14 protein-coding genes are annotated in these 15202 nt (G+C 50.2%); all 14 read right to left on the minus strand.

Annotation, left to right across the window (positions count from 1 at the left end; genetic code table 11):
- Window positions 1-39: 39 nt before the first annotated feature.
- The 14 genes from uvrA to pstB (ACEPSU_RS09360) all read right to left on the minus strand — a co-directional run bounded on the left by uvrA (window position 40) and on the right by pstB (ACEPSU_RS09360) (window position 15166).
- Entirely contained in the window at window positions 40-2889 is a 2850-nt protein-coding gene (gene uvrA / locus ACEPSU_RS09295; protein ID WP_395323364.1) for an excinuclease ABC subunit UvrA, read from the minus strand.
- 21 nt (window positions 2890-2910) lie between these two features.
- Window positions 2911-4917 (minus strand): excinuclease ABC subunit UvrB, encoded by a 2007-nt coding sequence (gene uvrB / locus ACEPSU_RS09300; protein WP_395321247.1) that lies wholly within the window; start codon window positions 4915-4917, stop codon window positions 2911-2913.
- 264 nt (window positions 4918-5181) lie between these two features.
- A complete protein-coding gene (locus ACEPSU_RS09305) occupies window positions 5182-5703 on the minus strand; it encodes a hypothetical protein (protein WP_020088211.1) in 522 nt (173 codons plus the stop codon).
- 2 nt (window positions 5704-5705) lie between these two features.
- Entirely contained in the window at window positions 5706-6344 is a 639-nt protein-coding gene (locus ACEPSU_RS09310; protein WP_260339926.1) for an HD domain-containing protein, read from the minus strand.
- A 146-nt stretch (window positions 6345-6490) separates the two neighbouring features.
- Window positions 6491-7432, minus strand: coding sequence for a thioredoxin-disulfide reductase (gene trxB / locus ACEPSU_RS09315; RefSeq protein WP_395321249.1), 942 nt, complete (start codon window positions 7430-7432; stop codon window positions 6491-6493).
- A 63-nt stretch (window positions 7433-7495) separates the two neighbouring features.
- On the minus strand, window positions 7496-8401 hold the full coding sequence (gene galU / locus ACEPSU_RS09320) for a UTP--glucose-1-phosphate uridylyltransferase GalU (RefSeq protein WP_020088208.1): 906 nt from the start codon (window positions 8399-8401) through the stop codon (window positions 7496-7498).
- Window positions 8402-8430: 29 nt separating this feature from the next.
- Window positions 8431-9444, minus strand: coding sequence for an NAD(P)H-dependent glycerol-3-phosphate dehydrogenase (locus tag ACEPSU_RS09325; protein ID WP_395321251.1), 1014 nt, complete (start codon window positions 9442-9444; stop codon window positions 8431-8433).
- Between the two features lie 15 nt (window positions 9445-9459).
- Window positions 9460-10323 carry a prolipoprotein diacylglyceryl transferase gene (gene lgt, locus ACEPSU_RS09330; RefSeq protein ID WP_395321253.1) on the minus strand — a complete coding sequence of 288 codons (864 nt, stop codon included), beginning with the start codon at window positions 10321-10323 and terminating at the stop codon, window positions 9460-9462.
- 5 nt (window positions 10324-10328) lie between these two features.
- Complete coding sequence (gene hprK, locus ACEPSU_RS09335) at window positions 10329-11264, minus strand: HPr(Ser) kinase/phosphatase (protein ID WP_020088205.1); 936 nt, start codon at window positions 11262-11264, stop codon at window positions 10329-10331.
- Between the two features lie 89 nt (window positions 11265-11353).
- The gene (locus tag ACEPSU_RS09340; protein WP_020088204.1) at window positions 11354-11725 is read right to left on the minus strand and encodes a phage holin family protein; all 372 of its coding nucleotides are present in this window, start codon (window positions 11723-11725) and stop codon (window positions 11354-11356) included.
- Window position 11726: 1 nt separating this feature from the next.
- Window positions 11727-12065, minus strand: coding sequence for a PspC domain-containing protein (locus ACEPSU_RS09345; RefSeq protein WP_020088203.1), 339 nt, complete (start codon window positions 12063-12065; stop codon window positions 11727-11729).
- 847 nt (window positions 12066-12912) lie between these two features.
- Window positions 12913-13590 (minus strand): phosphate signaling complex protein PhoU, encoded by a 678-nt coding sequence (phoU, locus tag ACEPSU_RS09350; RefSeq protein WP_020088202.1) that lies wholly within the window; start codon window positions 13588-13590, stop codon window positions 12913-12915.
- Window positions 13591-13601: 11 nt separating this feature from the next.
- Entirely contained in the window at window positions 13602-14360 is a 759-nt protein-coding gene (gene pstB, locus ACEPSU_RS09355; RefSeq protein ID WP_260339923.1) for a phosphate ABC transporter ATP-binding protein PstB, read from the minus strand.
- A 17-nt stretch (window positions 14361-14377) separates the two neighbouring features.
- The gene (gene pstB / locus ACEPSU_RS09360) at window positions 14378-15166 is read right to left on the minus strand and encodes a phosphate ABC transporter ATP-binding protein PstB (protein ID WP_235804776.1); all 789 of its coding nucleotides are present in this window, start codon (window positions 15164-15166) and stop codon (window positions 14378-14380) included.
- Between the last annotated feature and the right edge of the window lie 36 nt (window positions 15167-15202).

Here is a 15202-nt window from a genome sequence, read left to right on the forward strand (position 1 = left end):
GCAGTCTCAACGCCCTAATTTACAATTTGTTAACACTGATTAAGCATCTGCTTCCGTCCGTGCCTTATCCCGTTCCAAAACGGGCTTCAGGTACTGACCGGTATAGCTATTCTTCACTTCGGCCAGCTCTTCGGGGGTCCCGGTAGCCACAACGTTTCCGCCGGCTTCTCCACCCTCAGGACCGAGGTCAATCAAGTGGTCCGCCGTCTTGATCACATCGAGATTATGCTCGATGACCAAGACCGTATTTCCCTTATCTACCAGGCGATGCAGCACCGTCAATAACCGTTTGATATCGTCAGTGTGCAGCCCAGTAGTTGGTTCATCCAGAATGTAGAAGTTCTTCCCGTTCTGCTGCTTGTGCAGTTCAGAAGCTAACTTCATCCGCTGTGCTTCCCCACCAGACAGGGTCGTCGCAGGTTGGCCCAATTTTACGTAACCCAATCCCACGTCCTGAATTGTCTGGAGCTTACGCGTAATCTTAGGAATGGCTTCGAAGAACTTCAGGGCTTCACTAACCGTCATGTCCAACACGTCGGCAATATTCTTCCCCTTGTATTCAACTTCCAGCGTTTCCGAGTTGTACCGCGTCCCGTGGCAGACTTCACACGGTACGTAGACGTCGGGCAAGAAGTTCATTTCGATCTTTAAGATACCATCCCCATGACAAGCCTCACAACGACCACCCTTAGTGTTAAAGCTAAAGCGGCCCTTCTGATACCCTCTGAGCTTGGCATCGTTGGTCTGTGCGAACAGCGTCCGAACGTCGTCAAAGACTCCGGTATAGGTGGCCGGGTTGCTCCGTGGTGTTCGACCAATCGGACTCTGGTCAATATCGACCAGTCGTTCAATGTTCTTCACGCCAGCAATACTCTTGTATTTCCCAGGCTTTTCAGAATTACGATTCAACTTCTGCGCCAACGCTCGCTTTAAAATCGTGTTTACCAGCGTCGACTTCCCGGAACCAGAGACCCCGGTCACGACGACAAATTCACCCAGTGGAAAATCAACTGTGATGTCCTTCAGGTTATTCTCAGCGGCTCCGGTTACGCGGATAGTCTTTCCGTTACCGGTCCGACGTTCCAACGGCACGGGAATGTAGCGTTTGCCCGCTAGATACTGACCCGTCAAAGACTTTCGGGAACGCATGACCTGCTTAGGTGTTCCGGCGGCCATCACGTGGCCCCCATTCTCACCGGCACCCGGACCAATATCCACGATGTAGTCGGCAGCGCGCATGGTGTCCTCATCATGCTCCACCACAATCAGGGTGTTCCCGAGATCACGCATTTGTTTCAATGAGGCAATCAACCGGTCGTTATCCCGCTGATGCAACCCGATTGAGGGTTCATCTAAGATGTAGAGCACACCCGACAAGTTAGAGCCAATCTGCGTAGCCAACCGAATCCGTTGGGCCTCCCCACCGGACAGGGTGCGGGCGGACCGACTCAATGTCAGGTAGTCCAGACCCACGTTCCGTAAGAAGGTCAACCGATCCCGAATTTCCTTCAAGATTGGTTGGGCGATCACTTGGTTCTGTTCGCCAAAGGTCAGATCCTTGAAGAAGGCCAGTTCCTTATCAACCGGCAAGTCGGATACGGCACCAATGTGTTGGTGATTGATCTGCACACTGAGGGCCTGCCGGTTCAACCGGTAGCCGTGACACGTCTGGCAGGTCAATTCAGCCATGTACTTACGCATGACGTCGCGCGTAAAGTCACTATTCGTTTCCTTGTATCGACGATCTACGTTAGGCACAACCCCTTCAAAAGCCACGTCGACGTCCCGAACCCCACCAAAGTCATTCTCATAGTGGAAATGGAATTCTTTCCCATCAGATCCGTAAAGCACGAGCTGTTGATCGGCCTTCGATAAATCCTTGAACGGGGTGTCCAAATCCACACCAAAGGCGTCACAAGCCTGTTCCAGCAAAGCTGGGTAGTATTGCGAACTGATTGGATTCCAAGGTGCTAAAGCCCCTTCACGCAACGTCTTCGTCTTGTCAGGCACGACAAGATCCAAGTCAACTTCCAGCTTGACGCCTAACCCATCACAGTCCGGGCAGGCCCCGAATGGCGCGTTAAAGGAGAACAACCGGGGTTCCAGCTCGCCCACCGTAAACCCACAGACGGGACAAGCGTAGTGTTCGGAAAAGATCAGGGGATCCCCACCGATCACATCAGCAATCGCATAGCCACCACTCAACCGCAGTGCGGCTTCAAAAGAATCAAACAGTCGGGAACGAATGCCCGCCTTGACCACGATTCGGTCGATGACAATTGCAATATCATGATTCTGATTTTTATTTAATTCGGGTACATCGTCCAGATCCATGATGTCCCCGTCGACTCTGACGCGCACGAAGCCTTCACGCCGAATCTTTTCAAAAATTTTCTTGTGTTGGCCCTTCTTAGCCCGCACGATGGGTGACAGGACCTGGAGCTTCGTCCGTTCAGGAAGATCCAGCACCTGATCGACCATCTGTTCAACACTTTGGCTAGTAATCTTCGTGCCATCATTCGGACAGATGGGGGTCCCGACCCGTGCCCATAACAGTCGCAGGTAGTCATTGATTTCAGTAACGGTTCCCACCGTCGACCGGGGGTTCTTCGAGGTGGTCTTCTGATCGATTGAAATAGCTGGACTGAGCCCATCGATGGAATCCACGTCGGGCTTGTCCATTTGTCCTAAGAACTGACGTGCATACGACGACAGGCTTTCCACGTAGCGGCGCTGACCTTCAGCGTACAACGTATCAAAGGCCAGGGAACTTTTCCCTGATCCGGACAAGCCACTGATAACGACCAGTTTATTCTTCGGAATAGTGACGTCGATGTCCTTTAAGTTATGCGCTCTGGCACCATGAATCACGATTTTATCGTTTAACACTTAACATTCTCCTTACTCGACCTAATCTCCGATCTCGGTCTTCATATCCATGACGGTATCCCGCAGTGAAGCGGCCTGTTCAAAGTCCAGCTTCTTAGCGGCGGCCCGCATCTCGTCTTCCAACCGGGAGATTAACTTGCGTTGGTCATCCTTGGACATATCTTCAAAGTCACTCGAAACGAAGTCATCTTTTTCGCCCTCATGATCATTCTTTTTCGTCACCGCAATCAAGTCACGGATTGGCTTAATAATTGTTGTTGGGGTAATGCCATGCTTCTTGTTATAAGCAATCTGCACCTTCCGCCGCCGAGCCGTCTCGTCCATTGCGGCCTGCATCGACGCCGTCACGGAATCAGCATACATGATAACTGACCCGTGAGAGTTCCGGGCCGCCCGACCAATCGTCTGAATCAACGACCGTTCGTTACGCAGGAACCCTTCCTTATCGGCATCTAAAATTGCCACCAGGGAAACTTCAGGAATATCGATCCCTTCCCGCAACAGATTGATTCCGACTAAAACATCGTACTTACCCAGCCGAAGATCCCGCATAATCTGCGTTCGTTCCAGCGTCTTGATATCGGAATGCAGGTAGGCCACCTTGATGCCTAAGTCCTTCAGATAGTCGGTTAAATCTTCTGACATCTTCTTGGTCAACGTCGTCACAAACGTCCGCTCGTTGGCCTCAACTCGCTTGTTGATTTCTCCCACGAGATCATCCATCTGACCCATGATTGGCCGGACATCGATCGTCGGGTCAAGCAAGCCAGTCGGCCGAATGATCTGCTGAACGACGTGGTCAGTCTGCTCGTGCTCGTAATCACCGGGCGTAGCAGACATGTAGATCACCTGGTTGATGTGTTGCTCAACCTCAGACAGTTTGAGTGGCCGGTTATCCAGCGCACTAGGCAGCCGAAAACCATAGTCAACCAGTTGTTGCTTCCGCGCACGGTCCCCGTTATACATTCCGCGAACTTGTGGCATGGTCACGTGAGACTCATCGACCACGAGTAGGAAGTCCTTAGGGAAGAAATCTAACAGCGTGTATGGTGGCTCACCAGCCTTACGACCGTCCATCCAACGCGAATAGTTTTCGATTCCACTGGTGTAGCCCATTTCACGCATCATTTCTAGATCATAGGTCGTCCGTTGCTTGAGCCGTTGTGCTTCTAGCAGCTTACTTTGACCCTCTAACTCGGCAACCCGATCCTTCATTTCGCCTTCGATGCCCGCCGTGGCCTTGGCCATGATGTCATCGTTCGTCATAAAGTGGGTCGCTGGGAAGATGGCTACGTGTTCGCGATCCGCAACGATTTCCCCGGTCAGCGAGTCGACTTCACGAATCCGATCGATCTCGTCACCAAAGAATTCGACCCGCAACGCCCGATCATCACGCGACGCCGGGAAGATTTCGACCACGTCACCGTGGACCCGGAACCGGCCCCGCTGAAAATCATAATCGTTCCGTTCAAATTGAATGTTTACTAGCTTGCGAAGTAAAGCGTCCCGCTCGATCTCTTGGCCCACGCGGAGTGAAACCACGTGGTTCTTATACTCGGTGGGGTCCCCCAAACCGAAGATGGAGGATACGGAAGCCACGACGATGACGTCGTTTCGCTCCAGTAGCGAACTCGTTGCCGAGTGCCGAAGCTTATCAATCTCATCGTTGATCGACGAATCCTTTTCAATGTAAGTGTCACTCGAAGGCACGTAAGCTTCCGGTTGGTAATAATCATAATAACTGACAAAGTACTCCACCGCATTATTGGGGAAGAACTCCTTAAATTCCCCATAAAGCTGGCCCGCCAACGTCTTGTTGTGGGACAGAACCAGCGTGGGCTTATTCACATTCTTAATCACATTAGAAATTGTAAACGTCTTCCCGGTCCCAGTAGCTCCCAGTAAAATTTGCGCCTTCTCGTGTTCATTGAGTCCCTTAGTCAGCTGTGCAATTGCCTCTGGCTGGTCACCAGTAGGCTGGTACTTCGAAACCAGGTCAAACTTACGGTCCGATTGTCGATCAATCATGGCATAACCTCCCTACCAAATCTCTAGTTTACTTTAATTTACCCTCAAACTCCGACTCAAAACAGCCGTCTGTTCGTCACCGAAAAACTGCTTAACGTCCATAATAATTATATGGCAGATACAGCTACTAATTCCCGGCACATCAGCGTTTAACATTATAAAAATATTTTTAATCATCAGAAAAGATGGGAAACAATCCGTTTCCCATCATGCTCAAATATTTTACCATACCGAACATACTTTCGCCAGCTTGACGCTCTATGCTCAGAACTTATCCTGATAAATGGTCACGTTGGCCGCACGTTCACCACGAATGACCGTCGTCGTATGAATAGGCTGAAGTTGTTGGCTTTCCCAGAACTGCTTCATTTGCCGGTCACCCATGAAGACGCTGAGCTGTAACTGAACCGCCCCAGCTGCTCGCAATGTCGCCACTAAACTGTGATAGTAGTCGGCTGCTTGCTCGGTCGTTAACTGCTTATCGGTCAGCCACATCCCCAGCCAAACCAGACTAGGCAACGGATAATCAATGATCAAATCTACCAGGACCACCAGCTGATCATCCTTAAAAATACCCAAATAGGCTTTTTGATCTGGCATCGCATTCATGGGAACATCGGTCACGTCCTGAATCGCTTCGTTCCGGGTCACCGGGTGATCCTGAAAATGATTAAAATAATCGGGATGGGCCGCCTGAAACTTATAAATTAAATCGTCATCAGCGTGAGTCAACGGCCGCACCGTGGCTCCCGTAATCATTTGATTCCATACTTCAGCTAATTTCATGCTTAATCTCCCTGCTTCAACAAATTATCCGTCAACGTGGCCAACTTCTGGCGGTCACTAAAGTCCGCCGCCAGCATTTCTGGTAGGACTTCCGCTAAGAAATACTGCACGCAGGCCATCTGTTTAAATTTCAAAATCGTCGTTAAACTTTCCCGGTAGATCTCAGTAAAGACGGGTTCCGGATTTCCCTTTTGAATTTCACCAAATGATTCGTAAAGTAGGTCCACCTTATCGGCCACAGAAAGAATCTGTCCCTCCAAGGTATCGTCCTTCCCCTCACCCAAGCGTCGGGTGTAGGCCGCCTGGAACTGCTTCGGAATTTCATTTTCAATAAAGTTCGCGGTCAATGACGACTCCACATCGGCCAACATTTGCCGCAACTGGGGGGTGGCGTACTTCACAGGCGTCTTGATATCACCGATAAATCGCTCCGTGTAGTCGTGATTCAAGGACTTCTCGTAGAGTAACCGCCAGTTTACTTCATGACCAGCCTGCTCCTCAACATCACCTAGAAACTGAGCGACCTCGGCTACTTTAAACGAGTGGGCCGCCACAGAATGTTGCTCAAATTTAAAATACCCCGGTGCGCGATCGATTGTTTCCAGGTCACTCAAGCTCTGTAAGAATTGATTCATCCCCATGTTTTAACACTCCTCTATTTTATTTTCCATATATGTACAGTGGAACCAGCCGCCCTCGACGATACCGATTCTCACCCTGATGGGCAACTAAGCCTTCAAAAAAAGCGGAAACCACCCCAGTGAGGTTGTTCCCGCTAAATCGTCCATTATTTGGCGGAAGCCGCCTTAGCCTTCAAGTCTTCCAGAAAACTGAAAGCTTCTTGGCCAGCAATCCCACCGTCCCCAACGGCAGTCGTAATCTGCCGCAAGGTCTTTTGGCGAACGTCACCAATAGCGAAGATGCCGGGAACGGCTGTAGCCATCTGGTCATCAGTCTTGATCCAGCCCTTGTCATCAGTAATGCCCAAGTCAGTGAAGGCGTCGGTCATTGGTAAGTTCCCCACGTAAATGAAGACCCCACTTGCCGCAATCTCACCGGTCTCGCCAGTTTGGTTGTTCTTCGTGGCCACACCGGTCACCTTCATCTCGTCACCTAAAACTTCAGTAACGTTGGTGTTCCAAACAAATTCAATCTTATCGTTTGCAAATGCCCGGTCCTGAATGACCTTTTGGGCCCGCAATTGGTCGCGCCGAACCACAACCGTTACCTTAGAAACGATTCCTGCCAGGTAGATACTTTCTTCAACGGCTGAGTCACCACCGCCGACAACAACGACTTCACGGTTCTTAAAGAACGCACCATCGCAGACCGCGCAGTAAGACACACCACGACCACCAAATTCATTTTCGCCAGGAACGCCTAATTTCTTATATTCGGAACCAGACGCAATCAGTACGGCACCGGCACTGTAATCACCATCATCGGTCTTGACGACCTTGTGATCACCGTGATCTTCGATGCTTTCCACGTTACCGTACGCAAATTCTGCGCCGAATTGCGTGGACCCATCGTACATATCCTTAGCCAAGTCTGGTCCAAGGACGGACTTGAAGCCCGGGTAGTTTTCGATGGCTGCCGTATTGTTCATTTGACCGCCGTAAATTCCGCGATCCAACATCAAGACGGACAGGTTAGCCCGTGAGGCGTATAACGCACCGGTCATACCACCAGGACCCGCACCAATCACAATAACATCATAGTTTTTCATTTTAACGCTCCCTTCTGCTCTTAGCCTTTAGTGTACTTTACTATCAAAAAGGAAGTTTGTCACCTATTTTGACTTATTGCCCTTTTCATCTTCAGCGGTGAGCTTAGCACCCATCTCTTCAATGTACTTCCGTAAGGGTTCTTTCGTTTCTGGGTGGCGCAGGCCGTATTCAATGTTCGTCTGCAGCCAGCCAAACTTATTGCCGACATCGTAACGCTTGCCCGTGTATTCGTGGGCAAAGACGCGCTGAGTCTTGTTTAAATTATCAATGGCATCCGTCAGTTGAAGTTCGTTACCCAAACCGACTGGCGTATTCTCCAACGCTTCGAAGATCTCTGGCGTGAAGAGGTACCGCCCGATGATGGCCAAGTCACTTGGTGCTTCATCAGGTTGTGGCTTTTCAACGAAGTTTGTAACGTTGTACAGCCCCGGTGCCGTTTCCTCGGACGGGTTAATGACCCCATACTTGGCGGTCTCTTCGTGAGGCACCCGCATCACTGCTAAGGTTGAGGCACCAGTTTCGTTATACCGGTCGATCAACTGCTTGGTCAACGGAACCTTGCTATCCGTCATGTCATCACCCAGCATCACCACGAACGGTTCGTCACCGATGAAGGCCTTCGCCGTTAACACAGCGTCCCCCAGGCCACGTGGATAGGGTTGCCGAATGAAATACAGATTCATTCCAGTCGTTTCTTGCACTTGACGCAGCATCTTTTCCTTGTGCTTAGCTTCCAGGTTGGCTTCCAATTCTGGATTGGAATCAAAGTGGTCTTCGATGGACCGCTTCGACTTCCCATCAACGATAACGATATCTTCGATGCCGGACTTCCGGGCTTCTTCGACGATAAACTGAATCGTTGGTTTGTCCACGATTGGTAACATTTCCTTGGCTAAAGCCTTGGTTGCTGGCAGGAAGCGGGTCCCTAAACCGGCGGCTGGAATGACTGCTTTTCTAACTTTTCGCATAATTCTTATTCCTCCTGTATCCCCTGTAATTAAAATTCCGAACGGCCTTCACGTTGCATCAAGTCTGAAATTGCCTTACGGATGTCCTTGCCTTCATAAAGCACTTGGTAAATGGCTTCGGTAATTGGCATCGAAACGCCGCGCTTCTTAGAAAGTTCATAAGCGGCCTTCGTCGTTGCCAACCCTTCAATGACCATTCCCATGTGGTTGATCACGTCGTCAAGGGCTTCGCCGCGACCCAATTCATCACCGGCCCGCCAGTTCCGTGAGTTGGAACTTGTTGCGGTTACAATGATATCACCGACACCGGATAACCCGATGAAGGTCATTGGATCGGCACCAAATGACGTCCCCAAACGTGAAATTTCGGCCAATCCCCGGGTCATTAAGGCAGCCTTAGCGTTGTCGCCGTAGCCCAGCCCGTGTAAGGCACCAGCACCTAAAGCAATGATATTCTTTAGTGCCGCGCCAATTTCAACCCCAATGATGTCAGGGTTGGTATAAACCCGGAAGTAAGTCGTCATAAATAACTGTTGCGTATGCTTGGCAGCATCTAAACTTTCACTCGCAGCCGTAACCAGCGTTAAATCATGCCGAGCAACATCTTCGGCGTGACTAGGCCCAGATAAGACCGTGATTGACTTGCGGTTAGCTGCTGGAATCTCTTCCGCCAAAACCTGTGAGATTCGTTTGTAGGTCTTCTGTTCGATCCCCTTGCTGGCATGAATCAAGGCCGGCTGATTGTTTGTCTTTTGTAGGATCGTGGCCACTTGTCCAGCAACGGAACGTACGGCCTTGGTTGGGACAACAAACAGGATCGTTTGCACCCCATCCAAAGCACTTGCCAAGTCAGAGTAGGCTACTAACGAGGGAGAAAACTTAAAATTCTTGATATAGTGCGCGTTCGTGTGTTTCGTGTTCAATTCCTCAACTTGCTTGGGATTGTACGACCAAAGCCGAACGTCATGCCCATTTTCATCCAAGACGCTCGCTAAGATTGATCCCCATGAACCGGCACCGAGTACTGCAATTTTCTCTGACATAGTAATGGATTCTCCTTATTTAGAAAGTTTAGATGACTCACGAAACGGGTTGCCATCCAGATACGCCGCTGAGGCAACTTTTTGCCGCCGACGGTAGCTCCAGATAATCAACGCGCCGATGAACAACACTACTGAAAGCAGCTGTGAGACCCGCAGTCCCCCGAACAACATCAGACTATCCGTCCGCATTCCTTCAATGAAGAAACGCCCAAACGAATACCATAGCACATAGCTCAGGAAGACTTCTCCCTGCTTAAAGAGTCCGGGCGTATGCCGCAGACTCATCAACACAATGAACCCCAAGAGGTCCCAGGTTGACTCATACAAGAAGGTTGGCTGCCGGTAAGCACCGTTGATCAACATCTGATTAACGATGAAGTTTGGCAGGTGCAGGCCCTGCAAGAAGGCCAGGCTGGTAATGCGACCGAAGGCTTCTTGATTCATGAAGTTGCCCCAACGACCGATGGCTTGTCCTAGAATGACCGTCGGCGCGGCCACATCGAGCATTAGCCAGACCGGGATGAACCGGGACCGGCAGAAAAAGAACACGACAAGTCCAGCCCCAATCAGGGAACCATAGATGGCGATACCCCCATCCCAAATGGCAATAATCTCGCCGGGATGTTTGGCGTAGTACGGCCACTGAAAGACCACGTAGTACGTGCGGGCCGCAATCAGTGCCGCTGGTAGTGCCCACAGAATCATATCGTAAATGTCGTCGGGATTGATGCCCCGGCGACGACCTTCGCGCACCGCTAAGATGACCGCGATGACGACCCCAGTAGCGATAATCACGCCATACCAGTGCACAGCGATGGGGCCTAAGTGAATGGCGATGGGATTAAGCGCCGCCATGATTGGTGAAAAAATAACGCCCATCTCCCCTATTTATTTTGTGAGTTTTGTTTAATCAAACGATTCAGATTTTCGTCGAATACCTTGGTGGCATCGTAACCCATGGAACGGGCCCGGAAGTTCATGGCCGCTGCTTCAACGATGATTGCCAAGTTACGCCCAGTCCGCACTGGGATGGTAATCTTAGGCACGACAACGTCAAAGAACTTCTGTGATTCACTGTTGTTCCCTAACCGGTCAAAATGATTGTCATCTTTCCAGGCTTGCAAGTGGACAATGAGATCGATGTCCGTTTCCGCACGAACGGCCCCGGCACCAAACAGATTCATCACGTCGATGATCCCAATCCCTCGAATTTCCAAGAGGTGACTGAGAATGGCGGGAGCGGCCCCAACCAAGGTCTGTTCATCTTGTTGATAGACTTCAACCCGGTCATCAGCAATCAATCGGTGACCCCGCTTAACTAATTCCAAAGCGGTTTCACTTTTACCAACGCCGGAATCCCCGGTGATCATGACCCCGACACCATAGATGTCGACCAAGACCCCGTGAACCGACTGGCGTTCGGCCAATTTGCCTTCAAGGAAGTTTGTCATATTACTCAAGACCCGGGACGTCGTCAGCTTCGTTCCCAGAATTGGAATCCCAGCTTCCTCGGCGGATTGCTTGAGTTCTTCTGGTGGATCCAATTGGGTGGAAATCACGAACGCTGGCGTCTCAGGTTGACACATTTTCCGCATGACGTCGAGTATCTTCTCGTGCGTCATCCCTTTGGCAAAGGACGTTTCCGTAATCCCCAACAGCTGAATCCGCTTTGCTGGATAGTAGTTAAAGTACCCGGTTAATTCCAAACCGGGACGTGAAATATCGCTGGTCGTAATCAGCCGATCCAAGTGATCCTCACCGGAATAAACATCCAGGCGATTTGCTTTCACAAGATCAGCCACTGTAACACTCTCTGGCATAGGAGTTCCTCCTTATTGCATAGTGAACTACCTTTAATTTTAGCACTTTACCCGGACGACTCCTACCAAATTCGCCCGTATTGGGTAACTTAATTACGGGCGAAATGGTCGCTGATGATTGCGTTAAACACTGACATGATAATTGCCACAATCAATGTGACCCCAAATGAGGCGAAGGCAAAACTACTACCCACAAACCAGGATGTCAGTTCTAGCATGATGGCGTTGATGACCACACTGAATAATCCTAGTGTCAGAACCGTGATTGGTAGCGACAGGACAAATAAAATTGGCTTAACCACCGCATTGAGTAGTGCTAAAACAAAGCTAGCGACGAGCGCGATCCAGATGCTTGAAACGTAGAAGTCATTTTGAAAGCCACCCGCGAGTGAGCTTTGAAAGAACCCCGCTAGAGCCAGAAAAATGACGGCATTGACCAAGATTCGGGTCCAAAAGCGCACATTACTCACCGTCCTTGTGTGAGTCCTTAACGTCCTGTTCCGTGACATCGTGAATCACCTTACGCCCATTATCTTTGGGTGCTGGACTCGCTCCACGGAAGAGGTCCCGAAAGTTCGGGCCCTCACCCTCTGCGCGTTCTTCTAGCGGCATAAACGTGTATAAGATCACGTAAATTGCCAGGCCCAAGATTCCGTGAACAAATGGGATAGCGATGGTAACCAAAACATAGATCAACCGTAAGAGATTCGCATTCCAGCCAAAATGTTCGGCGATTCCTCCCAATACACCGCCCAATAGGCGATTAGTCCGTGAACGTGTAAATCCTTTTTTTGCTGCCATTGACGGCCACTCCTTTTTTAAAGTCATTAGATTTCCTTTTATGGCAAGAATAACGAAAGCGGCCACTGAAAGCAAGTTTCCAGTGACCGTTCGTCTAAATCTTCATCTTAGGTTAAGCTTTGGGTGTCTGTTATCGCCTGCGGTTGCCAGAATTCCGACTGCTGTGGAGTCGATACAGATGTTGTCAACGCCTTACCGGGCAGTGGCAATCAACCGGAACGCTGTGGGTGGACGTCCAGAGCCAAAGAGCGGTCTCTGAACTTGCTTTGAACCTCTGAAAACCGAGTTTCAAAGACACCAGTTCTCTAAGTGGCAAAGTTCACCACTAAGAGAACTCCCACGGCTGGGTTGATTGCCACTACCCTCACGGCTCACATCCGTTTGGCCTCCGCACCATTCGCACCGTCACCTTAGTTCCGTCCCACTACATTGATTAAACCTATGATACCAAAACAGCAGTCCAAATTGACTGCTGATAAACATGGTTCTATTGTATGGTACACACGATGATTGTCCCATCGGCAGGTGGAATTTCCGGCTGACGGAGACGCCTATATCAACTTTCAATTTTCAGTTGTAGTCACGGAAACAATTGGGAATGTTCAAACTACACTGATAGATAACGCCTATGTCAGCCGCAGGGATGGCTAAAATGGGCTCAGCCGTGGGAATTGACTAGTTGGCAAGCTTGCCAACTAGTCAATTGGTGGATTTAAGACGCGACTCTTAGCGGCTTAAATCCAAGCTTGAAGACCGCTCTTTGGCTTCAAGCGTCCCCCCACAGCGTCACGGCCCATTTTAGCCATCCCGGAGGCCCCAGACATCAGCCATGTGGCCAATCAGATTGCTAGTTGGGACTGTCTGAATTGGCGGGATTGAGTTCGATGATCTGGCCGGACTTCAGGTAGACGATCCACTCACACACGTTCGTCACGTAATCACCGATTCGGCTCAGGTCCTGCGCCACGTTGAGGTAAATTGAAGCGCCAGTCTCGAATGCTGGGTCCAACCGCATTTGCTGATAGCTGTCCGCTCGAATCTGGTGGTTCAGCTGGTCCAGCTTGCGGTCGACTTCTGCCAACTCGCGTGCGGCATGCTCATCCTTGTTGACGTACGCGGTCAGTACATCGCGAATCATTTGCGTGGTAATCTGACTCATTTCACCAATCAATTGCTCGAGTACGGGAATCTTCTGCTTGCTTCCGAATTTAATGGCGGAGTGGGCCACGTTTCTTGCGTGGTCCGCTGCCCGTTCCAATTCCGAAACAGCCTTCAAGATCGTGACAATTTCCCGCAGGTCGGTCGTCACTGGTTGATACAACGCAATCATTTCAAAGGTCTTCTGCTCCAGCGAAATTTCGCGTTGGTTGATTTCGTGGTCATGATCGATCAGCTTTTGTGCCGCAACAGCATCGCGGTTCATAAAGGCGTCGACCGCTTGTTGCACGACCTCACTGACCAACATGCCCATTTCCGTAAAGTCAGCGTCTAGTTCCGCTAACTCATCATCAAACAATCTGCGCATAACTTGCCTCCTTAACCGAATCGGCCGCTGATATAATCTTCCGTTTGCTTTTCAGCGGGATTCATGAAAATATTTTTGGTTTGGTCCACTTCCACCAACTCACCGTTCATGAAGAAAGCGGTTCGATCTGCAATCCGAGAGGCTTGTTGGAGATTATGGGTTACTGTAATAATCGTATAATCGTGGCGTAAATTCAAGAGGGTTGTTTCAATTTGGCTACTGGAAACGGGATCCAGGGCGCTGGTCGGTTCGTCCAAGAGGATAATTTCTGGTGAAACGGCGAGGACCCGCGCAATGCAGACCCGCTGTTGTTGCCCACCGGACAAGGCTAACGCACTTTCGTGAAGGTGATCCTTGACTTCATCCCACACGGCAGCCTGCCGTAAGGATTTTTCAACGACCGCATCTAACTTTTCCTTATCTTTCTCACCGGCGATTCGCAGCCCGTAGATAACATTGTCGTAAATGGAGAACGGAAACGGATTAGGTTGTTGGAACACCATGCCAATTTCCTTACGAATCTGCACGGTGTCGGCACTCGGTGCATAGAGATCCTGGCCCTTAAACTTAATGGTCCCAGTAATCGTGACGTTGGGAATCAGGTCATTCATCCGGTTGAGTGTCCGTAAATAGGTGGACTTCCCACACCCGGATGGCCCGATCAATGCCGTAATTCCTTTAGCATCAAAGTTCAAGTTGATGCCCTTCAAAGCTTCCTTGTCCCCGTAGTACAAATGTAGATCTTGGGTCGTTAAAATTTCCTTACTCATTTTCAATTTTCCTCCTCTTAACCGAAGTTCCCCGAAACGTAATCGCTTGTGATCTGAACCTGTGGATTAGTAAAAATATGGCTCGTGGTATCGTATTCCAATACCCGCCCCTGATTGAAAAATGCCGTATATTCACTGATCCGTCCAGCCTGTTGCATGTTGTGCGTGACAATAATGATGCTGTAATTCTGCTTGAGTTCTAACAACGTATCTTCTAACTGACTGGTTGACACGGGGTCCAATGCGCTCGCTGGTTCATCCAACAAGAGAATGTCTGGTTTGACAGCGATGGCTCGGGCAATGCAGAGTCGTTGGGCCTGCCCCCCTGATAACGCCAGCGCACTCTTATTCAGGTCATCCTTGACCTGATTCCAGAGAGCCGCCTGCTTCAAAGACGTCTCAACAATTTCATCAAGCTCGTGCTTATCGGTCGTCCCCCGCAGCCGTAGCGCAAAGGCAATGTTATCGTAGATGGACTTGGCAAACGGATTCGGTCGTTGGAAGACCATCCCCACGCGCCGCCGCATCTCATACACGTCGATGCTGGGCTGATTAATGTCGACGCCCCGGTACATGATGCGCCCCGTCACCGTGGCAATCCGGTCGTTCATCCGGTTTAAGGAACGCAAGAACGTCGACTTACCAGAACCAGACGGCCCTATCAGCGCCGTAATCTGATTGCTGGCGAACCGCAAGTCACCCTCGGAGATGGCCTCCTTTTTACCGTAGTAAACGTGCAGGTCCTCCGTAGATAAGATGGTCGGATGGTCTGCGTCTGCTGGTTGTACAATGTGCCGTTCCAACATTTCTGTGTTGCCCTGAACATCATTACTTAGAAACAT

Source organism: Levilactobacillus parabrevis (assembly GCF_044051715.1).
Classification (GTDB): Bacteria; Bacillota; Bacilli; order Lactobacillales; family Lactobacillaceae; genus Levilactobacillus; species Levilactobacillus parabrevis.